The 20,016-nt window shown below is 67.4% G+C and carries 20 protein-coding genes and 1 pseudogene; 11 read left to right on the top strand and 10 right to left on the bottom strand.

Annotated features, from left to right (window positions below; genetic code table 11):
• Positions 1 to 348 precede the first annotated feature (348 nt).
• Together ACFYXK_RS31385 and ACFYXK_RS31390 are read left to right on the top strand one after the other, a co-directional pair.
• Positions 349 to 738 carry a hypothetical protein gene (locus ACFYXK_RS31385; RefSeq protein ID WP_389414228.1) on the top strand — a complete coding sequence of 130 codons (390 nt, stop codon included), beginning with the start codon at positions 349 to 351 and terminating at the stop codon, positions 736 to 738.
• Positions 739 to 806: 68 nt separating this feature from the next.
• On the top strand, positions 807 to 1,961 hold the full coding sequence (locus ACFYXK_RS31390) for a hypothetical protein (protein WP_389414229.1): 1,155 nt from the start codon (positions 807 to 809) through the stop codon (positions 1,959 to 1,961).
• 680 nt (positions 1,962 to 2,641) lie between these two features.
• Here ACFYXK_RS31390 and ACFYXK_RS31395 read toward each other — a convergent pair.
• Both ACFYXK_RS31395 and ACFYXK_RS31400 read right to left on the bottom strand, forming a co-directional pair.
• Complete coding sequence (locus ACFYXK_RS31395) at positions 2,642 to 3,676, bottom strand: IS630 family transposase (RefSeq protein ID WP_389414253.1); 1,035 nt, start codon at positions 3,674 to 3,676, stop codon at positions 2,642 to 2,644.
• 108 nt (positions 3,677 to 3,784) lie between these two features.
• Positions 3,785 to 6,886, bottom strand: coding sequence for a hypothetical protein (locus ACFYXK_RS31400; RefSeq protein ID WP_389414230.1), 3,102 nt, complete (start codon positions 6,884 to 6,886; stop codon positions 3,785 to 3,787).
• A gap of 210 nt (positions 6,887 to 7,096) precedes the next feature.
• On the opposite strand from ACFYXK_RS31400, the gene ACFYXK_RS31405 reads away from it, so the two are divergent.
• Positions 7,097 to 7,267 (top strand): hypothetical protein, encoded by a 171-nt coding sequence (locus ACFYXK_RS31405; RefSeq protein WP_389414231.1) that lies wholly within the window; start codon positions 7,097 to 7,099, stop codon positions 7,265 to 7,267.
• Positions 7,268 to 7,665: 398 nt separating this feature from the next.
• Here the strand turns inward: ACFYXK_RS31405 and ACFYXK_RS31410 are convergent, their stop codons facing one another.
• The gene (locus ACFYXK_RS31410; RefSeq protein ID WP_389414232.1) at positions 7,666 to 8,289 is read right to left on the bottom strand and encodes a hypothetical protein; all 624 of its coding nucleotides are present in this window, start codon (positions 8,287 to 8,289) and stop codon (positions 7,666 to 7,668) included.
• A 404-nt stretch (positions 8,290 to 8,693) separates the two neighbouring features.
• Between ACFYXK_RS31410 and ACFYXK_RS31415 the strand changes: the two genes are divergently transcribed.
• The 4 genes from ACFYXK_RS31415 to ACFYXK_RS31430 are packed head-to-tail and all read left to right on the top strand — an operon-like array spanning position 8,694 to position 12,596.
• Positions 8,694 to 9,896 (top strand): ParA family protein, encoded by a 1,203-nt coding sequence (locus tag ACFYXK_RS31415; protein ID WP_389414233.1) that lies wholly within the window; start codon positions 8,694 to 8,696, stop codon positions 9,894 to 9,896.
• Positions 9,893 to 10,966, top strand: a complete 1,074-nt coding sequence (locus ACFYXK_RS31420) for a ParB/RepB/Spo0J family partition protein (RefSeq protein WP_389414234.1) — start codon at positions 9,893 to 9,895, stop codon at positions 10,964 to 10,966. Before ACFYXK_RS31415 ends, ACFYXK_RS31420 begins: the two co-directional genes overlap by 4 nt.
• On the top strand, positions 10,864 to 11,511 hold the full coding sequence (locus ACFYXK_RS31425; RefSeq protein WP_389414235.1) for a ParA family protein: 648 nt from the start codon (positions 10,864 to 10,866) through the stop codon (positions 11,509 to 11,511). Before ACFYXK_RS31420 ends, ACFYXK_RS31425 begins: the two co-directional genes overlap by 103 nt.
• The gene (locus ACFYXK_RS31430; RefSeq protein WP_389414236.1) at positions 11,508 to 12,596 is read left to right on the top strand and encodes a ParB/RepB/Spo0J family partition protein; all 1,089 of its coding nucleotides are present in this window, start codon (positions 11,508 to 11,510) and stop codon (positions 12,594 to 12,596) included. Before ACFYXK_RS31425 ends, ACFYXK_RS31430 begins: the two co-directional genes overlap by 4 nt.
• A gap of 797 nt (positions 12,597 to 13,393) precedes the next feature.
• Here ACFYXK_RS31430 and ACFYXK_RS31435 read toward each other — a convergent pair.
• From ACFYXK_RS31435 to ACFYXK_RS31455, 5 genes and pseudogenes are all read right to left on the bottom strand, one after another.
• Positions 13,394 to 13,726, bottom strand: a complete 333-nt coding sequence (locus ACFYXK_RS31435; RefSeq protein WP_389414237.1) for a hypothetical protein — start codon at positions 13,724 to 13,726, stop codon at positions 13,394 to 13,396.
• Positions 13,727 to 14,255: 529 nt separating this feature from the next.
• Positions 14,256 to 14,567 carry a hypothetical protein gene (locus tag ACFYXK_RS31440; protein ID WP_389414238.1) on the bottom strand — a complete coding sequence of 104 codons (312 nt, stop codon included), beginning with the start codon at positions 14,565 to 14,567 and terminating at the stop codon, positions 14,256 to 14,258.
• A pseudogene (locus ACFYXK_RS31445) lies at positions 14,564 to 15,285 on the bottom strand (hypothetical protein). Before ACFYXK_RS31445 ends, ACFYXK_RS31440 begins: the two are co-directional and overlap by 4 nt.
• Positions 15,282 to 15,746, bottom strand: coding sequence for a DUF2199 domain-containing protein (locus ACFYXK_RS31450; RefSeq protein WP_389414254.1), 465 nt, complete (start codon positions 15,744 to 15,746; stop codon positions 15,282 to 15,284). The pseudogene ACFYXK_RS31445 and the gene ACFYXK_RS31450 overlap by 4 nt, the downstream one beginning before the upstream one ends.
• A 187-nt stretch (positions 15,747 to 15,933) precedes the next feature.
• Positions 15,934 to 16,335 (bottom strand): hypothetical protein, encoded by a 402-nt coding sequence (locus tag ACFYXK_RS31455; RefSeq protein ID WP_389414239.1) that lies wholly within the window; start codon positions 16,333 to 16,335, stop codon positions 15,934 to 15,936.
• A gap of 731 nt (positions 16,336 to 17,066) precedes the next feature.
• Here ACFYXK_RS31455 and ACFYXK_RS31460 point away from each other — a divergent pair.
• Entirely contained in the window at positions 17,067 to 17,771 is a 705-nt protein-coding gene (locus ACFYXK_RS31460; protein ID WP_389414240.1) for a hypothetical protein, read from the top strand.
• 51 nt (positions 17,772 to 17,822) lie between these two features.
• On the top strand, positions 17,823 to 18,239 hold the full coding sequence (locus ACFYXK_RS31465; protein WP_389414241.1) for a hypothetical protein: 417 nt from the start codon (positions 17,823 to 17,825) through the stop codon (positions 18,237 to 18,239).
• A gap of 186 nt (positions 18,240 to 18,425) precedes the next feature.
• Here ACFYXK_RS31465 and ACFYXK_RS31470 read toward each other — a convergent pair whose 3' ends face one another.
• Positions 18,426 to 18,566, bottom strand: a complete 141-nt coding sequence (locus tag ACFYXK_RS31470) for a hypothetical protein (RefSeq protein ID WP_389414242.1) — start codon at positions 18,564 to 18,566, stop codon at positions 18,426 to 18,428.
• On the opposite strand from ACFYXK_RS31470, the gene ACFYXK_RS31475 reads away from it, so the two are divergent.
• Positions 18,559 to 18,942: a hypothetical protein gene (locus tag ACFYXK_RS31475; RefSeq protein ID WP_389414243.1), complete on the top strand. Its 384-nt coding sequence runs from the start codon at positions 18,559 to 18,561 to the stop codon at positions 18,940 to 18,942. The two genes, ACFYXK_RS31470 and ACFYXK_RS31475, sit on opposite strands and share 8 nt — an antisense overlap.
• A 147-nt stretch (positions 18,943 to 19,089) precedes the next feature.
• On the opposite strand, the gene ACFYXK_RS31480 is transcribed toward ACFYXK_RS31475, so the two are convergent.
• Positions 19,090 to 19,563 carry a hypothetical protein gene (locus ACFYXK_RS31480; RefSeq protein WP_389414244.1) on the bottom strand — a complete coding sequence of 158 codons (474 nt, stop codon included), beginning with the start codon at positions 19,561 to 19,563 and terminating at the stop codon, positions 19,090 to 19,092.
• A gap of 207 nt (positions 19,564 to 19,770) precedes the next feature.
• Here ACFYXK_RS31480 and ACFYXK_RS31485 point away from each other — a divergent pair, with 207 nt between their 5' ends.
• The gene (locus ACFYXK_RS31485) at positions 19,771 to 20,001 is read left to right on the top strand and encodes a hypothetical protein (RefSeq protein WP_389414245.1); all 231 of its coding nucleotides are present in this window, start codon (positions 19,771 to 19,773) and stop codon (positions 19,999 to 20,001) included.
• The last annotated feature ends 15 nt before the right edge of the window (positions 20,002 to 20,016 follow it).

The following is a 20,016-nucleotide window of genomic DNA, read 5'->3' on the forward strand; positions in this document are numbered from 1 at the left end:
ACACCCCGCAGCATGACAGCGACCACACCCTGGCCTACCCCGAGCCGCCCGCCCACCCCATGTGGCACCAGTGCGGCCCGAAGCCCCAGCCGCTTACCCCTGACCAGCAGCAGCGCAACACCGAGCGGCTGCTCCGGGCCCTTCACGCCCCCGCACCCGCTCCCCTCGTTCCACCGAGACCGTGCACTCCAGCCTCCGACCCGATGCCCTGCCGGGGCAGCGGCAATAGGCCCTGCCCACGGCGTAGCGAGTGATGGATCTCCGTGCCGTCTCTGCCCCGCAGCCGCGGGGCAGAGACGGACGCGGTGACCTCTCACACCCATGCCCGACCGACCGGAGGATCCCCCCATGCCTGCAGCCCTGCCTATCGATTTGCTCATCGGCCCTCACCGGGCCGCGCAGTTCATCACGGACTGCGTCACCGAACTCATCACCGAGGACTGCATCCCCGAGCCGGCCGCGTACGACGCGGTATGCCGCGCCGTCCTCGAGAGCGACCCGTTCGTCCTGGCCGAGACAGGCCAGGTCTGGGCCCTGCGCCCCAGCACTCACGACGACAACGGCTCGGACGGTCCACGAGAGCACAAGGAGCGGCCCGGCATGCTCTACGTCGTCCGCCGCCTGCGTGGTGACCACGGCCGCCTGACCGTCGAGGACGAGTGGGGCGAGCGGTCCATCATCGCCGTCGCCCAACTCGCCGACTACGAGCTCGACCAGTGGATGTGGGCACGCCCGTAACCGCAAGGGCGCCCCGTCCTCGAGCGCCAACTGTGCCGTCACACACCCCATCGAACGGAGGCATCCCCATGACCACGCTCACCAACGCCGCCCAAGCCTTCCCGCTGAGCACGGCATCCGGCTTCACCCACCTCTACGGCATCCCCGTCGTGGCCATCGAGGAGGACTGCGGCACCCTGCTCATGCTCGGGCACCCAGGCGCGCGCAGCATCCTGGCCGCGACGTCCGCCCAGTACCGTCGTGTCTACGGCCAGCGGATCCTGCCCGGCAGCGAACTCGAGGACCTGGTCCCGTTCGGCGTGACGAAGACGTGGGCCCGCGCGGTCCCTGGCGGTGACAGCTGCCCATGGCACACCGAGTTGACCAGCCCCGAGGCGATGCACGCCCTGCCGGTCACCCTGGTCTCGGTCGACTGGCTGGAGACCGAGGACATGGCGGTCCAGGAGGAATGCCCGGCCTGCGGGCGGGCCAGCCGGACCAGCGACACCGCCATCAGTCCGGGCCGCGCCGGCTACTCCCGCGTCCGCACCTGCCGCCACTGCCAAACCCGATGGCCATCCGCCGACGACTACCGGGTCAGCCTGTACAAGGTCCGCGCCGGCATCACTGACCCTGGTGCGTGCTTCGGCTGCGGCTGTACCACGGCCTGGACATGCAGCCCCGGCTGCCAGATGACCGACCCCGGCCCACCACCCAGCCGCTGTGCACAACCTGCCGAGCTCAACACGGAGCCACCACCTGGCAGGCCCTCACAAACGCCGGATACGCCACCGGCCTCTCAGACGAACAGCGCGACCGGTGGCTCTACACCGAGGCCCTGCGCGGCATCCACCCCGCCACCGCGGCCGCCACCTGGACCGAGCGCCGCGCGCTGTCCCGCAGGCGCACCCTTGCCGCACACCCGACCCCGAGCGCCCGCCCGAGCTGACTGTCGCGCCGATCAGGAGCAGCCGATGACCATGACTCCCTTACCAGTGGACGGCCCCGACCCATGGGGCACGTACGCGATGCCACCTGTGCTCGAAACACCCGGCTACCCCACCACTGGAGGCGCCCGCACGGAAGTGGTCGGCCCCGACTCCTGGGGCGCCTACCGAATACCCTGCACCGGCTGTGGCACCGACGAGAACACCAGCGACGTGCCGCCCGCCGTCGCCGAGACAGTGGCCCACAGCTCCGCCCGATACCACGCCAAGCACTGCGGCCCGTCGTCGGGTAGCTGAACCCGGCCCATCCCGACTCCTGGCCGCCGCCGTCGCCGGGCACCTCGTCGAGCGACGAGCCACTCATGCCAGCCGACGAGTCCGGGGGCGCCGCGCCGCCCCGACCCCTGGCGATCCGCCCGGGGCCGGGGCGGTCTCGGTGGCTCACCACCGAGCACAGAGAGGAGCTGGACGTCATGCGCCTGCGGATCTACGAGGTCGACGTCCCCATACACGACACCCACCACCCCGACCGGCACGGTGTGCACGTCTTCACCTGCGTCGCTGACTCCCCCGCCGCGGCCCTACGCCTCGCGCGCGAGGTGTATGACGCCGCGCTCGCCGCGCACACGGCCGGACTCGAGGTCTCCCCGGCAAGAAGCCGGACAGTTGGGGAGCGCGTGGGCTTCCGGCTGGCAGATGGAGTGGCCCGCCGCGCGGGCCGGCCTCTGGCACAACCCCGTCAGCTGGACCACCCGCAGCGACGTCGCGCTGTAGCTCTGCCCCGGGACAGTCGCTCTGCTTGGCGGCTTGACGGCTGTCTCGGGCCCATCCATCCCGTACGAGACGAGAGGGAAAACCCAGGTATGTCGTCCCTCCTGCGCGTTCAGGGCCGGATCGGCCAGCGCGCCCTCTTACTGACAACCACCGTCGTGCCGTTGACCAGCTGGGCGGTCCACGCGGTCGCTAACGAAGCACTACTAGTGTCCTGAGTCGGAGATTCGTCGGCAGTAAGCGGCGACCTTGTCGAGGATCTCGTCGGCAGTCTTCGTCCAGACGAACGGCCGGGGTTCTTCGTTCCAGTCGGCGAGCCATGCCCGGATGTCGCGTTCGAGGACCTGGACCGAGCGGTGGACGCCGCGGCGGAGTTTCTTCGTGGTGAGTTCGGCAAACCACCGCTCGACCACGTTCAGCCACGAGGACCCGGTCGGGGTGAAGTGCAGGTGGAACCGAGGGTGGGTGGCCAGCCACTTCTTGACGGCCGGGACCTTGTGGGTGACGTAGTTGTCGAGGATCAGGTGGACCTCGAGGCTGGCGGGCACCTCCTTGTCGAGCTTGGCCAGGAACTTCTTGAACTCCACCGCCCGGTGGCGGCGGTGGAGTGAGCCGATGACCTTGCCGGTCGCGGTGTCCAGGGCGGCAAACAACGTGGTGGTGCCCGCGCGAACGTAGTCGTGGCTGCGGCGTTCGGGCACCCCGGGCATCATCGGCAAGACCGGCTGAGACCGGTCCAGGGCCTGGATCTGCGACTTCTCGTCCACACAGAGCACCAGAGCCCGCTCCGGCGGATCGAGATACAGGCCGACCACGTCACGGACCTTGTCGATGAACAGCGGGTCCTTCGACAGCTTGAACGTCTCGGCCCGGTGGGGCTGGAGGGCGAACGCCCGCCAGATCCGGGAGATCGCCGACTGTGACACCCCGGTTGCTGCGGCCATCGATCGGGTCGACCAGTGCGTCGCGTCCTTCGGCGTCTCCTCCAGCGTCTTCACGATGACCCGTTCGACATCAGCGTCGGTGATCTTTCGTGGGACCCCCGGCCGCGGCTCGTCGCACAAACCATCCAGCCGACGTTCAAGAAACCGCCGCCGCCAGGCTCGGACGGTGTCCGTGGTGACGCCCAGCCGTCGGGCGACCTCCGCGATCGCGTGACCGTCCGCACTCTCCAGGACGATCCGCGATCGCAACGCCAACGACTGGGCACTCGAACGACGACGCACCCACGACTGCAACATCGCCCGCTCGGCATCGGTAAGTACCACCGGGGGGATCTTCGGTCCAGGACGACTCACACCAGACCAACGACGAATCTCCGACTCAGGACACTAGGGTGAGGGCAGACTTCACCACCATTGCCCAACGGGTTTGCCGCTCGCATCCAGCCCGAACGGCCAGCGCTGCCGCGCTATTTCTGACGACACACCCCCGTAGTCAGCTGCTCGGCGGTAAAGACGCTCGGCTCCGTCACTGTCTCCGTCTGCCTCCTGAATCCGCGCCAGGCATCGCAGAGGCCAGGGGTCTCCATCGTCGACGAGCTTCCGGTACAGACGCAGAGCGCCTTCTCGGTCCCCGTCACCCTCACGGCCCAGAGCCAGGAGATGCACGTCCCACCGGCAGCCACCTTCCGCCGCCTGGCAGTACAGTTCGTCGGCCGCATCGTGGTCCCCGACAGCCTCACGCAGCCGGCCCAAGGCCAGGAGAGCCTTGGCGTCGCCTCGATCCGCAGCTATCCGGTAGAGCCGCTCAGCGCCTTTTCCATCCCCGCTCTTTTCGCGCCGATTCGCTGTGCTCAGCAAGGGGGCCGTGTCGCCTCGGTCGGCTGCCTCGTGCGCCAGCCGCTCTGCATCCTTGTCGGCACCCGCCGCTTGTCGCAGTTGGATGAGAAGTCGCAAGGCCTCGGGGTGACCTTGGCCGGCGGCTTGGAAGGCGTAGGTCTCGGCACCCTCGCGATCCCCGTCCCATTCACGCAGTCGCAGCAGGCCCAGCACTCCGCTGGTCTCTCCCCGGTTGACGAGGCAGCGGTACAAACGTTCGGCGCCGTCCCGGTCCCCCATCCACTCACGTCGTTGGATGAGGTACCACAGAACCGTGGCATCTCCCTCGCGCGCACAGCGATGGGCATAGTCCTCGGCACCGCGGGGATCGCCGCCCATTTCCCGCTCCTGCACGAAGAGCCACACAGCATCCGCGGCCCCCTGGCTGGCGGCTTCGCGGGCGCACTCTTCGGCGCCTTCCCGGTCCCCGGCCCTCTCCCGCCTTAAGGCGAGAATCCCCAGTGCCAGCATGTCCCCGTGCTCGGCAGCCCGGCGGTACATTCGATCCGCGGCCTGCGCGTCACCCGCCTCTTTGTATCTCAGTGCGAGCTTTTGCATGGCTTCGGTATCGCCGAGATCGGCAGCTTCGTGATACAGCTTCTGGGCACCGCTTCTGTCCCCGCTTTGCTGACGCATCGTGGCAAGGCCGCGCAGAGCCTCGCCATCTCCGCGGTCCCCAGCAGACCGGTATAGCCGCTCTGCCTTCTTGGGATCTGTCGCCTCGTGCTGTCGGGCGAGCGTTCTCAGGACGAGTGTGTCCCCCAGGTCGGCGGCCATCAACGCGAAGTGTTCAGCGCTGCCCAGGTCATCCGTCAGCCTGGCGAGTTCGCGCAATGCGCGGGTGTCGCCCAGCGCGGCGGCCTGCTGGGCGTAGTGCTCAGCCTCGGTCCAGTCTCCTGCTTCCCGTCGCAACCGTGCCAGACAGCACAGAGCCCACGTGTCACCGACCTGAGCGGCCTTCACGTAGAGCCGCTCGGCCCCTCTCCAGTCATCAGCGTCCTGCCGCATCTCAGCCACTTCGGACACGGCTCGCCCGCTGCCATGACGAACAGATCGCAGAGCATAACCGTCCGCGCCGCCGTGGTCGCCAACCTTCTCCCGCAACAGCGCCAAGTCGTACAGCGCATCGCTGTGCCCGTACTCCACCGCCGCTTGATAGAGGCGGTCTGCAATCTGCAGTCGCTGACGTTGATGGGCGGCACGGGCAAGCGACATGAGAACAGCCGGCTCCGTAAGGTGCTCAGCCGCGGCACCCCAGAAGCCGGCCGGCGGGCACTCGCCGCGCCTCGTGCGCGCGGTGTGAGCCTGTAGGTAGTCAGCCAGCCGGTACGGAGGCTCGACGCTGTTCGGCTGACCGGGGGGAGCCACTTCCTGTGTGAGAGGGCCCGGGATTCCCCGGCATGCCTGATCGGTGACGTGCACGGCGCGTTCGAACCACGTCTGCCGCCACTGCGAGGTCTGGGTCCGCCAGTAGTCGAGGTGGAGGTAGGAGCTGGCTGCCGCGCGGAGAAAGACTTCCGGAAGCAACTCGCCGTGTCCCAGGCGGCGGGCGTCGGCTGCGGCGTCAAGTACAGCGCGGGTCTCCGGTGATGCCTGTTCGTACCGGGCTACCAACTCGCGGGCTCCGGCGAGGTACTGCGTGATCCTGCTGCCGCCGTTGGCCAAGGCCTCGGCCAGTCTCGGATCGTCCGCAGCGAGGCCCTGCAGCGTGCTCAAGTCCTCGGAGGTGAAGCATTCAGCCACTGTGAGGGTGGAACCGTCCAGCAACGTGCGTGCTTGCTGGTGGGGGTCGTGCTGCTGGGAGCCGCTGGGACGCTGAGCGAGAGTGGTGTGGTGCCTGTGCCACAGCGTGCCCAGGACCAGTACGGGTCCCCGGCCGGCCTCGTGCATCAACGACATCAAGGCACTGGCTGCCCGTCCGCCGGGGTCCGGTTGGCCGTGGGGGAGAAGGTAGCGCTCGAGTTCATTGAGCCAGAGCACGGTGTGAGTCAGCTGATGCTGACTCCGTAGCCCCTGCAGGAGATCGGCACGGTCACTCGGCCGCCAGACCAGCCACCCCGCCGGTAGTCGAGTGACGGCTTCCCACAAGGCTCGGGACTTGCCGGTCGATGAGTCCCCCACCAACACCACCAGACGGCTCTGGCCGGCCACCACCTGAGCCACTTCGTATTGAAGCCGACCGTCATGAGCCCGTAGCACGTACTGCGGCAGCTGCCCAGGCCCATCGGTGGACGGCGTACGGCGATCAACCGCAATGGCCTGGTGCACCTGCAGATGCTGAACCGGGTCGAGCTGAACGAGTGGCAATCCCAACCTGGCGGGCGCCACCTCCGGTGACAGGGACGGAGCCGAGGCCACCGAGGCCCTTTCCTCTTGAGCCCTCTGACGCAACTCGCGGCACCGGTCGATCGACAGGATGTGCGCCCCGACCTGCAGAGGAGAAAGCCTCCGCTCCCTGCGCGCCCTCTCGGCCGTGTGAACGAGTGTGTCCATCACCCGCTGGCTGGGCACATGCCTGCCGGCGCACCATTCCCCGAGCCGCTTCTCGTTGAAGACCGGCACCCTCGGCGGCGGGTTGGACAGTGTCCGCTCAACTTGTGTGGCGCGACTCGCGAACTCCTCACGCGTCAAGCCTGATGCCGTGATCAAGCTCTGGACACGTTGGGCGAGCTGCGCCCGGGCCGAAGTCGGTTCCTGGTTCCGCGACAACCCCCACCTCCGGTTTTCTCCGGTCCGGATCCGCTCCGGAGATCCGACCGTATCGGCCCTCGCCTGCAGCTTTGCCCCATATCTCGATATGCGATGTCGCAGCATGCTCAACGGATCCGCAATCTCGGCGCCATGACGAACACAACCACGCACGACATGCCCGAACAGCCCTCCTCCCCCACCAGGCCGAAGGAGAAGCGCTACGTGCTTGAAGCGATCCTGTCAGGCATCGCTACAGGAGTGATCGACGTACTGGCCCACCCTGTACTTCAGGTCGTCATCACCTGGTTCGACCGGCGCTGAAACTCCCGCCGGGTGCCCGGTGTTCGGTCTCCGAGCGGATGCGACGTAAGCGATCACGCGATTTGCAGCGACCCGTACGAGAGTGACGCCTTCGCGCTGCTGGCAACGGCCGTAGTCTCCAGCGCGGACCTTGGCCCGCACACGCCTCGGGCGCTCTGACTGAGCACCGTTCGAAGCCCTGTCCCCGGCCGCGCCGGGGACAGGGCCCGTTTGGTGTCGGGACTCTCGGACTGCAGATGCCTTAAGGCGTCCTGGCGGGGGAGATATCACCACGTAGCACCCGTTCCGTGAGGGGACAGTGAAGCCGGGGCGAGGAGTGCTTACGCCGTAAGCACCCAGGCATGGACTGGTGGTGGCGAGTTCGGGGTGCTTACGGCGTAAGCACCCCGAGGGTGAGATCAGTCGCGTGTCGCGGGTGGCATATCAGGGCCGAAGAGCCTGCCGAAGAGGGGATCAAGCGGATCGCCGTCGTACCCGACGATGAGACAGGCCGTCGCGACCGGTCCCCTCGAGAGTTCGACGAGCCGGGCCAGGGCTGCTGCTTCGGATAGAAGTTCGGCTGGATCGAGGCCGAGCGCCCGGGCCGCGAGGTCACGTCGCCGGTCGAGGTCTGGCAGGTCCTTTCGGTACTCGTCGGCGACCGCCTGGAGTTCCTCGGCTGTCCGTCCGGGAGCGTCCCGCCACCACGGCGCCACGAGACATAGCCGCACCAACTCCGGCAGTCCGAGAGCGAGCGGACCGGCCTCGCCGTCGAGGCTCACGTACACCACTGGGCGTTCTTCTCCGCCCTCGCCGACGAAGCAGAAGGCGTCCCCTGAGCCCGCCCGCGCGAACTGCTCCAGCCGGGCCCCGGAGGCTAGGCGGACCCCGTCTTCCAGCTCGTGGTCGGCCGGGTTCGTCGCGTCGAGGTCCGCGACCTCGGTAAAGAAGGCGACGGCCGCTTCGTCGGTGCCTAAGAGAGACAACAAGGTGTCGGGCTGGGCAGGCACGTCGGGGGTGCCCGGTGCATTCAATCCATTCACCGGGCAACCGTATCCAGGGCCCCTGACACCGGCCGCAGCACATCGTCTGGGGTCGTCGCCAGAGACAAAGCGCCGTGGGCCGTCGGTGCCGACCGGCTGGGGGCAAGGTGGCGAGGTGCGGAGCCGAGGTCGGCCTTCCACAAGATGTGGTCAAACTGAACGAACCGGGTTGTCGTCGAACTTCGGTCAGATTGGGCGAGGTCCGCTGAGAGGGGTCGGTGCTTACGCCGTAAGCACCTCGGAAGGACGCCTGGGGCCTGGTAGGTGCTTACGGCGTAAGCACCCTGTCTAGCAACCAGCGAGTTGCTCGTTGACCCTCCGGACAGGGAACTAACGCAACTTGGAGGCAAAACACGCCTAACGGAACGCCAGAAATACTGCTCGGCGGCAGTATGCTGCCGTGCATGTCATCTCCGAACCAGGGAGGTGAGCGGGAGAAGCTGATCTCCAAGCTGCCCGCCTACCTCCAGCAGGCCCTTAAGATCCGCGCAGCCCAGCTGCAGACGGACATGCAGGACGCCGTGACCGCCGGCATCCAGTCCTGGCGCAGCAGCTCCGAGCAGCTTCCCACCGTCAACACCGCCGGTGCCGCCTCCTTCGGCACCTTCCTGCCCGAAGGCCTCTACGACGCCTTCAAGGAGGACTGCCGCGATCGCGGTGTCTCCTACATCCAGGGACTGGCCCAGTCGGTTGCACTCTGGCTGGTGGAACACCCTGCAGACCTCGATGCCCAACCGCAGACGCGGCGCATCGTCGTCTGCAACCAGAAGGGCGGGGTCGGCAAGACCGCCGTGTCGGCAGGGCTGGCCGAGGCCCTCGCCGAGGGCCCCATCGCGGACGCAGACGCGCTTGAGAGAGCGATGGAAGCGGCCGCTGACGGTCTGCGCGTTCTGCTCGTCGACTACGACGCGCAAGGCCACCTCTCCCACCAGCTCGGGCTCAAGGCAATCCCGGCCGGTGAAGAAAGCCTCATCACCCACATGCTCCACCGCGAGCAGGCCACGCACTCGCTCATCGACCTCACCGTGGCCATAGAGGGTGACCGGTTCGGCGGCCGCCTGCGGATCCTTCCCGCAGCGTTTGACGCCTTCCTCCTCGACTCCGGCCTCACCGTCTTCCGCGGCCCTCGCCACGCCACACTCGAGCGGGCACTCGCGCCCATCGAAGAGCACTTCGACGTCATCGTCATCGACTCTCCGCCGAGCCTCGGGCTGGCCATGGACGCCGCGCTCTACTACGGCCGCCAGCGCGATGATGAGAAGCCCGGCTCCTCCGGCCTTGTCATCCCGGTCGAAGCCGAGGACACCTCCGCGCAGGCCTACGGCATGCTCATCCAGCAGACCGACTCCCTGGCCCGCGACTACGACATCGTCATCGAGCAGATCGGCCTGGTCGTCAACAAGTTCGACTCCCGCCGCGGCTACATCGCCACATCCTCCCTGGAGAAGTGGAAGTCCCTCGGAACCCCGCCCGTCTTGGCCGTGGTGCCTGACCTCAAGGAGCAGCGCGAAGCCGTCCGCAAGCAACGGCCGCTCCTGGACTACGCGCCTGACTGCGACCAGTCGCACCAGATGAGGAAGATCGCCCGGGCGGTGAAGGCGGTATGAGCAAGGCAGACATGCTGGGGGAGTCGGCAACCTTCGACGCCGTGGCCCAGCCGATCAGCAGCCGCGCCGCCGCCTTCGCGCGCTTCGCCGGCCAGGAGCAGTCGGCCACAGCCCCCGCCCCGGACAGCCCGGAGTCGGGTCGCCTTCCCCTCAGCGCCCTCGCCCACAACCCGTACAACCCGCGCGACGAGCTCAAGGAGGTCGATGAGCTCGCCGACAGCCTCGCCGCCCGCGGAGTGATCCAGCCCCTCGCGGTCGTCACCCGTGCCGCCTTCCTCGCCGCTCATCCCGGGCACGAGGAGGCGCTCGCCGACGCCCGGTACATCGTCGTCGACGGGAACCGGCGGCTGGCTGCAGCTAACCAGGCAGGACTCGATGACGTCCCCGTCCACGTCGACGACTCCTTCGCCGAGGACGCGGACACACTGCTAGAGACCGCGCTCATCGCCGCAGTCCAGCACGAGAACCTCGACCCCATGGACGAGGCCAGGGCGCTCCAGCGGCTCGTCGCAGTGCACGGCTCGCAGCGGGCCGTCGCCCGCGCCCTCGGCAAATCCAGTGGCTGGGTGACCCAGCGCATGGCCCTGCTGAAGCTCACCCCAGACCTGAAGCAGGCGGTGGAGGACAAGACCCTCCCGGTTGAGGTCGCCCGCCGCGTGGGGCAGATGCCCAGCGAGCAGCAGCAGGAAGCGGCCAGCCAGGCACTGGCCGAGCGCCAGCAGACCAAAGCACGCCGTACGGCATCCACGGCGGGTGCTTACGCCGTAAGCACCCCGGCGGCCGCGTCGGTTCCGCCGGCACGCCCCTCCGAGGACCTGACGTCAGATGGCGGCAGTAGCCCCACCGCGACGGAGGAAGAGCCCTTCTCCGCAGAGCTGGACGCCGCCCACTCCCACGTCGCTGTTGACGGCGCCGATCCGGACGATGCCCCCTGGGTGATGGACATCCGCAAGCTGCCCAGGGTGCGGTGGGACGACGGAAACGCCGTAGCCGACCTCGTTTTCGAAAAAATGGACGAGGAGCAGCGAACGGTGCTGCTGGAGCGTCTGCTGGCAGCTCACCAGGGCTGAGCGGGAGCGATGCGGACGAAGGGCTGGCGCCTCATCCGAGGTGCCAGCCTTTCGCGCTGTCGGCTCATGCGGAGGGTCTCGAGCGGGCACTCGCGCCCATCGAAGAGCACTTCGACGTCATCGTCATCGACTCTCCGCCGAGCCTCGGGCTGGCCATGGACGCCGCGCTCTACTACGGCCGCCAGCGCGATGATGAGAAGCCCGGCTCCTCCGGCCTTGTCATCCCGGTCGAAGCCGAGGACACCTCCGCGCAGGCCTACGGCATGCTCATCCAGCAGACCGACTCCCTGGCCCGCGACTACGACATCGTCATCGAGCAGATCGGCCTGGTCGTCAACAAGTTCGACTCCCGCCGCGGCTACATCGCCACATCGTCCCTGGAGAAGTGGAAGTCCCTCGGAACCCCGCCCGTCCTGGCCGTGGTGCCTGACCTCAAGGAGCAGCGCGAAGCCGTCCGCAAGCAACGGCCGCTCCTGGACTACGCGCCTGACTGCGACCAGTCGCACCAGATGAGGAAGATCGCCCGGGCGGTGAAGGCGGTATGAGCAAGGCAGACATGCTGGGGGACTCCGCCGACTCGCTGGCTCACAACTCTTACTACCCGCGCGAAGAACTCCAGGACATCGAGGACCTCGCCGACAGCCTCGCGGCCCGCGGTCTCATCCAGCCCGTAGCCGTCGTCACCCGGCAGGCTTTCCTGACCGCCCACCCCGACCACGAGCAGAGCATCGGCGACGCCGCGTACGTCGTCGTCGCCGGCAACCGGCGCCTGGTCGCCGCGGTCATGGCAGGGCTCGACGACCTTCCCGCCCACCTCGATGGCTCACTCGCGGAAGATGCCGACACACTGCTCGAGAGTGCACTCGTGGCGGCAGTCCACGACAAGGACCTGGAACCCATCGAGCAAGCCCGGGCCCTGGAGACGTTGGTGGCCAAGCACGGCTCCCAGCGCCAGGTCGCGAAGGCTCTGCATAAGTCCTCCGGCTGGGTAACCCAACGGCTCGCCCTGCTGAAGCTCACCCCCGAGCTGCAGCAGGCCGTTGAGGCCAAGACCCTCCCTGTCGAGGTGGCCCGGCAGGTGGGACAGCTGCCGCAGCAACAACAGCACGGGGCAGCCAAAGAGGCCCTCGCGGCCCGTGCCGCCGCCAAGTCGCGTCCCAAAAGTGAGCCGACACCCGACGAGGGTGCTTACGCCGTAAGCACCCCGCAGGACGACCAGGTCCAGGCAGCGGAAGGAGGGCCTGTCCGAGCGGTGCCCCAGCCCGACCGGTCCGCTGGGGCTCAAAACACAAGCACGCCACAGCACCCTGCGGGGGAGCGCCAGGTGCCGCCGGCGCCCGCCCCGGCAGCAGCAGCCGTCGGCGCTACCGTGCTGGATGCGCCCGGCACACCGCAGCAGGAGGTCACCAGCACGACCGTCGTGCCCTGGCATGACGGGATCGCCGTCATGGACCTGGCTCTCGCAGAGTTGAGCCCAGAGCAGCGATCCCGCCTCCTCCACCGCTACATCGAGCGCAGCGGCAGCACCGAAGGCCTGCTCGCCGATCTCTCCCGCGGTCTCCCCCGGGAAGGGCGCCGCCAGCTGGCCGAGATCCTCGGGCAAGTTGCGGACCGTCTACGCGCGCTATAAGCGGCGAGCCCCTGGCTCCTGGACGCCCGGCAGGTGACCGCCATTTCCCAAGAAGGCAACGCGACGTATGCACCGGCGCAGCTCAAGCAAGGAAGCCCAGCCCCCCATCAGGGAGGCTGGGCTTCTCGCGTGCCTACGCCTGCTCCGGGGGCTGTCGGCATCACGCCCGCGGCCTGCCACCGCCATCGCATCAAGTCCGGCGAGGCAGGCCCTGCCCGGGGCAAGGCGTTGAACGCTTCGGCCTCCGGATCGGCGGAGACACGACGCGGAGTGTTGGGGTGTCAGGCCTGTGAATGCTCTCCAGCGGGGGAGGAGGAGGAGGAGGAGGAGGAGGAGGAGGAGGAGGAGGGACAAGGCAGTGACCTCGGGCAGTACGGCTGGGGCGGTCCGGCGGAACACGTGCCGACTAGGGACAGGCCGCACTCCGCGGGGAGAGATAGAAATGGTTCGCGCCGAGTGGATGGTCGAGCGGCCGGATTCCCGGTCGCGGATGAGTGGCAGGTTCCTGACGTCGCTGGCGCGATGGCCCGTTAGGGTCTGGGGTAGTCCGCGCCGACATGGGTGCGTGGGTCAGGGCCGGTGCCCAGAGCGCTCTGGGGCAGTACGACCGGACCGAACTGCGGCCCCGGTGCTTCCGCAACGAAACATCGGGGCCTTCGCTGCCAGCTCCGAGTGATGCTCCTGCAGTCGGCCATTACGACGTTGGCGACGTGCGCAAAGGGGCAACGTCCATCAGACGGCCTGTCTTCGCTGACGAACCGGCGGGCGGCAATACGCGTTCGCTGCAGGGCCGCCGTTTACAGGCCAAGGGTCAGCAGGATCGTGACCGTCGGTGGGACCGGCGCGACCCACCCCGCCCAGCGGCCCGCCCTGGCCAGGGCCGGGTGGTCCCGGCTCAGCCAGAAGGCCGCCACGAGCAGTGGAGTAGCCGTCCAGGACCCAAACCAGCAAACCGTGACGACTGCCACGGTTCGAGGATGAGCCTCCGCGGCCATCCCGGCAAAGGCCCCGAAGAGAAACGCCATCGGAATCAGGGCCGCTGCCAGGGTCGTGACCCACCGCAGCGCCACGTCGGTGACAGGGGTCGCGGCGGTGCGGTCGCTGGTCAGGAAGGGAGTCGTCTCGTGCATGGGTAGAGGCAATCGGCTCCGGCGCCGACTCGCTTGCGCGGGCGTACTCAGGGCTGGCAGGTCTTCGTACCCATCTTGCCCGGGCAGCTGTCCAGGCGTCGGCACCGGGCCGTCCCGCGGAACTGAGTACCTGATCCATATCCCGCTTCTTGGCGGGCTTGGGGTTCTAGGCTGGGGAGGTGTCTGAGGGATCCGGGCGGCCCGGGGAGCGGGTGTGCGGGGGGTGTGGTGACCGGCTTGGGTCGGCCGCGCGGTCGGACGCGGTGTTCTGCTCGACGTCGTGTCGCGCCAGGTCGTGGCGGCGGGAGCGTCGGTTGCGGCGGCGGGTGCAGTCGGAGTTGGGCGGGTCGGGCCGGGTGGTGTGTCCCGTGTGCGGGACGGGTTGGGTGGCCGGGGTGGATCGGCGGTCAGACGCCGTGTTCTGCTCGCGGCGGTGCCTGATGAGGGATTGGCGTTCCCGAAGCGAATCGTTCGACGAACGGCAACGCCCCGAACGTCGAATCGCCATTCCTGGGTCTGATCTTGGTGCTCAGAACCAACCGCCCCATCCGAAAGTGATGTTGTATGCACGCTGGAGCGCGTGTCGGCCATGGTCCCCGTCGGCGTAGGCCCATGCGACGGCTGCGGAGAACCAGAACAGAAGGACTCCGCCGACGACGCCCAGAGCGACCAGCTTCCTGTTCCAGGTGAGGAGGACCAGGGCGATGGTCACGATGGCCACGCCGAGGTGGGCTCCTCGCGAGTCGAGTAACGCGGTCCTGCGTGCCTCTCTGCGTTCGGCCCGTTCTGCGGCGAAGCGCTCCTCTCGAACAGACTGCGGTTCGTTCTCGTCGAAGTTCATCTCATCCCCCCGGCGCTGACGCTACATGGACCAAGTTCACGTCGGCAGAGGAGTACCACGGGGATATGGATCAGGTACTGAGGCTGTGGCCAACCTTGGGCTTCAAGGCATTGCGGGGCGTCAAGGCCTACGGCCTCACCTCGGTACAGGGCGACGAGCGAGTCCTTGCCCCGCCACCAGGTATCGGTCACGCCCTGCACTTCGGGCACCGGCTCGTAGCCGCCGAGGTCCAATGCCGCGGCGGCCTTGCCCGTGAGCCGTGTGGTGATCTTGGCCCAGCGACGGGCATGCACGGCGAGCGCCAAGGACTCCACCCATCCGTCCGTGCTCGCATGCAGGGGCGTCCAGTGGTAGGCGTCGATTCCGAATGCCCCATCAGGGCCGATCATGAATCCGTAGGCCATGGACACCCGGCAGCCCCCCGCCGGAATGACCAGCCCTCTGCGGCCGATCCTTCGGGGCAGTCGGCGTCCAGGATGCGCGGGCCGCCCTCATAGAACGGTGCCGGCGGGAGGGCGAGGCCGCCCCACCGGTCCTGGAAGGCTGCGGCCCGTTCGATCTCCTAAACGGGGATCCCGTGCCTGATCCACGCACCGCGGTGTCGCCGGATGTCACGTCGATGGAGACGGATACCGTCCACCTCGACGAACCTCTGGGCTCTGCGGCTGAGGCCAGCGGGCCCAACCGGGATCGGCGATACGGAGTCGTCAGCCGTCACTGCTGCTCGCCGTCACCGGAGTGGAGCACAGCCGTCGCTATCTGTCGCACGCGGTCCAGGGTGACCCCCGTGCGCTGTTCGACGGCGAGCGGATGGTCGGTGGGCTCGAGCTCGACGAAGGGGCGCTCACCGACCGGGCGGGTGTGCAGGTACGTCTTCAGGTTGAGGGTCGTGGTCGGGTAGATCGGCAGGTCAGTGGTGAGCCAGCCGAAGTACGGCTTCTCGGCCTCGCGGCCGGGGGTGTCCCACAGATCCGCAGCCCGGGAGAAGCTCTCGCGGCTCAGCGAGACCCAAACGCCCCAGGAGAACACCTTGTCGCTGCCGATGACCGGTATCTCGATCATGCCCTTGACGAAGTAGTGCTGCCCGCGGACCACGCACTGGTCCGAGGAGAGCAGGCAGTCATCAGCGTTGGCGAAGGCCGGATCCCACACCGCCGGGGCCTCGGCCGTGTAGTTCATCAGCAGCTCAGGATGTTGGGTCCCGCAGCACGAGCAGGTGAAGCCGATATCGCTGGTCATGGTGCTGGAGCCTACTGACGGGCTCCGGGATCATCGCGAGCGGTTCCCCTCCCAGCCGCCACCCCGCAGTCCAATTATCACGCTCAGGGGTCAACTGTCGTGCTCAAGGGCCAACTATCGCGCTCAGTCACATGCATCGCTGCATCGCGCAGAAATAAGGGCCTTGCAGCACCCTCTGAACGGTCGAAAGGTCGCGTGCGGCCTTCTGGAGGCCTTCCAGGGGGCGGAACGTCCCTTCACACCAGAAGGCTTGAGATCGCCGCTTGGCGGTGCCATTTTGTGGGTCGGTTTTCAGCCGGTGTGACGGAATTTTCGGGTTGAGGTGCGATTTCCATGTAGCAAGCCTGGCCAACTTGGAAGATGAGTTCACCGTCCACATCGCTCCGCTCTCGCCCAGGGTCGGTAGCTCCTCAGCCCTGGCGGGCTTGCGGTGCCCCGCCGGGGTGGCCGGTGAATGTTGGCGGCTGCGGGTGGTGTGATGCAAAGACCTGAAGCGTGGTTGAGGTGAGTGGGTGGTGCGGCTGGCCACTGACCGCACTCCTTCGTCGAGCCCTCCAATGGGGCTGACTTTCGGAGGTGTAGGTCGCAGGCCTCACCAGAGCGGCTGAGGCAAGTTGTCCTGACGAGAGGCTGGGTGGGAGTGAGCAGGGAGCACAAAAAGTACAGCTCCAGTGAAGTGACGGTGAGTGGGCTGAGGCATCAGCGGGGGAGCATCAGGGCAGCCATGCGTTGTGGGGTGCAGGAGGTGGCATGCGTCCTTCGGGGGGGGGCTGGGCAGCGACGGACTCGGCAGAGGCTGATGCCGGTGGGCACGTTGCTCTTTAGTAAGAGAGCGCCGGGGTGTCATGGCCGCTGACCTGCGGTTTTGTCCGAGGGTATGTGCCGCGCAGGGCACATTTGGACCTTCAAAATGTATACGCGGCGAGCACATTTCGCTGGAAACTCAAGCGCTGCTTGAGTTTCGTGAGGCGCCAACAGACCCCGGATCGCCGCAGGTCAGAGCGTCGGCCAGCGGCGGGCGCGGAGCCGTTGAGTACACGTGGATCCTCTGAAGTGTGCTGTCATCGCGACAACCGAAGTCAAGCAGTCGTGTACTTTCGGCGCTTGACGGCAAAATAACTTCACGCGCCGTGTACTTTTGGCGCCGCGCTCGAACAGGCCCCGGATCTGAGGCATCTTCCGGCGCGTCGGCAGCCCAAAAGACAAGCACACGTTGATTTTTTGGATAGTCTCGGACCGCCTGAGTAACAAGGAGGTCCTGTGACATCTGATCCGCCCGCACGTCGCCGACAGCGCGGGCCCCGGCCTGTACCCGTCCCCACCGCCCTAGGGAACGAAGCCGAGTACGGAGACATCCTGGCCGTGCTCGGCCAGCAGTTGGGGGAGAAGGTGGCCGACGCCGCCGACCCCAGCGGCCGACGTCGGCTCAAGGGCGTCCACTTCGAGTACGCCGCCGACCCCCGAGCTGTTCACGACATGGCCGGGGGAGCTGGCTACAGTCTGGCCAGCAACTGGTTCACGCAGCTGCTGGCGCAGCTCGCCGTCGCGAACAGCATCACCAAGTCCCAGCTCTGCGTCTTCCTCTTCGTGGCCGGCGGGCAGGTGCCGGGGACCGGCATCACCCAGTACACGCAGCAGGAGATCACGGACGGGCTCAACAAGATTGCCGCACAGAAGGGCGGCAAGATGATCACGCGTTCCACGGTCAACCGTGCAGTCCAGGCACTGTGCGAATACAACTGGGTGGAGAAGGCCGGCAACGGCCGGATCCAGATCAACGTGCGCCTGTGGTTCCACGGCAACAGCACGGCCCAGCACGAAGTACTCGCCGACATCGCCGACCGGCACGACCACGACACCGAGGCGTTCCCCTACGCGGTGGGACCGGAATCCGCCCATCAGGAGGAGCTGGACCTCGACTTCGGGACCCAGGCCGACGTTCGCGGAAGGAGACGTACCGGGTGATAGTGCTGCTAGGCCCCCGCACGGGCGACCGTTCACGAGGAAGGCTGTCCCATGGCTAACGTCATGTCTCCGATCGTCGCGGAGCGCATCTGGGCCCTGCCGCTGTCAGGGTCCGCCGTCAAGTTCCTCCAGTACCTCATTGCCCGCAGCGACTTCGGGGGAGCACTGCCGGTACGCCAGAAGGACATGGCGGCCGAGTACGGGGTCACGCCCCAGGCCGTCAGCGGACTCATGGCCCCTCTGTGCGACCTGAACATCGTGCTCAGGCCGCGCAGCGAGGAACGCAACGGAAACTCCTACCGGCTTCACCCGCTTGCGGCGAAGTACGAGAGCCCCGAGGCCATGGAGGCGGCGTTCCGCGCGGCCCTCATCCGCATCCAGGGCGGGGAGCTACCCAACCTGAAGCTGCCCACGTACCACCAGGCCCCGCCCGCCCCGACGGGCCGCCCGAAGCTCCAGGTCGCCTGACCTGGGCTGGTGCCGGACATGACAGAAGGCCCTCCACCATGGTGGAGGGCCTTCTGTGCCTGAGTAACTTGGTGCCTCCACTATATCCGCTCCGCACCGACTCCGGACAGTTGGATTGAGCCTGGCAGCGTTCCCGTGTCCTGTGCCGGAAACGCTGGCCGCGCCCCCGCGGGCCGGCATACGCGTTCAGCGGGGGCCGGCGTCCTCCGCACCGCCGCATTCGGCCAGGATGCGCGCGGCCCACGCGCGGGAGTCGGCGGCCAGAGCGTTGTCCGCCGCGAGGCGGGCGACCAAGGCGACGGCACGGTCGTCGCCGAGCGTGGTCACCGACGACGAGACCACCGTCACCGTCCAGTTGGGAGACCCGCCGTCCCCGCTGCCGGAGCCCATTGCCGACCTGATGCGGGCCTACATTCAGTCCCGTCAACACCTGCCCTATGGCAGCAGCAGGAGTTCACAGTGGCTCTTTCCCGGCCGCCAGCCCGGAGAGCCGATGAACCCGGTCAGCCTCCAAGTCCATCTGCGTGAGATCGGCGTCCCGCCGCAGCGCGGCAGGGCCTCCGCGATCCGCCAGCTCGTCCTCCAAGCCCCGGCCCCCGTTATCGCGAAAGCACTCGGCTATCACGATAAGACCGCCACCCGCCTGGTCACCGAGGCCGGCGGAACCTGGAGCCGTTACGCCCCCGACGACCACACACAGTGAAACCGGCACCGACCTCGCTGACCAGTCTCTAAGGGGGCGAGGTAGGTCCGAGCCGCAATGTCACTTCTCGGTCTTCGGATCTTGTGGAACGATCTCAATCTCCTTCTCACTCTCGCCGAACCCATCCCACCTATCGGCGACCTCTCCTCAAGAAACACGGAACCGGATCCTAAGCACCTCAAGCTCAGGCACTACCGTCTCTCGGAGTTCTCCTAGCATCTCCTCCAGGTCCTGACGGGTTGCCCATCCCTTGAGCCTAGGAAGCTTCCTACTCAGCTGCTCATACCGGCCACAGTAGGTCTCAGCCGCAGCGCGAATCGACTCAAACGACTCGAGGTCGGTGTTCGGCGGCAAGGCGCCGAGTGTGTCACGCAGCGTCTCGCGAAGTCCCTGCACCGATTGATAGCAAGCATCGGCCTCTTCCCAGGCCTCAGGCCACCACAGCACTCGGCGGCCTTCGCAGTCCCGTACGAAGGCCTGGACTACTTTCCGCGCCTCACTTTGTCGGTCGCGTCGACGCCAGAGGTATGTCACAACTGCGCCAAGGGCAACACCGGCGGTAGGGCCGACGAACACAATGGTGTCAACACTGCCACTATGCGCCTGGAACTCGGTCGCCACACGCCCTCAATCAGTTCTCGGGTGATAAGCGACTCCAACAGGCCGATCCCGTTGCCTGTGGTGCGCTCTCTGGCGTCCTGCCTGGCAGGAATTCGAGACACCTCAACATGCGACCTCACTAGTCCCAAGGGTGGGCTCACCGAGGCCGGCGACCACACAGAGGTGGATACCGTCGTCCCTGGGGGCGGCGTACGGGCCCGCCTATCCGTGGACAACTTCGGCGCGGTGGGCGAACCGGAGTCGCTGACCTGGCTGAAGCCCACCACGGAGGCCATGCTTGCCAGGATCGATCTGCCAGAGCTTTTGCTCGAGGTCCGCTCCTGGACTGGCTTGCTCGATGCCTTCGGTCACGTCTCCCACCGGTGCACCCGCGTGGAGGGCCTGCTCGTCTCCCCTGGTCGCTGCAATAAACGGGACGTCGACTTTCCGGTCGCGTGATGGTCTACCCGGCGG

This window comes from Streptomyces sp. NPDC002209, assembly GCF_042890265.1.
Lineage (GTDB): Bacteria > Actinomycetota > Actinomycetes > Streptomycetales > Streptomycetaceae > Streptomyces.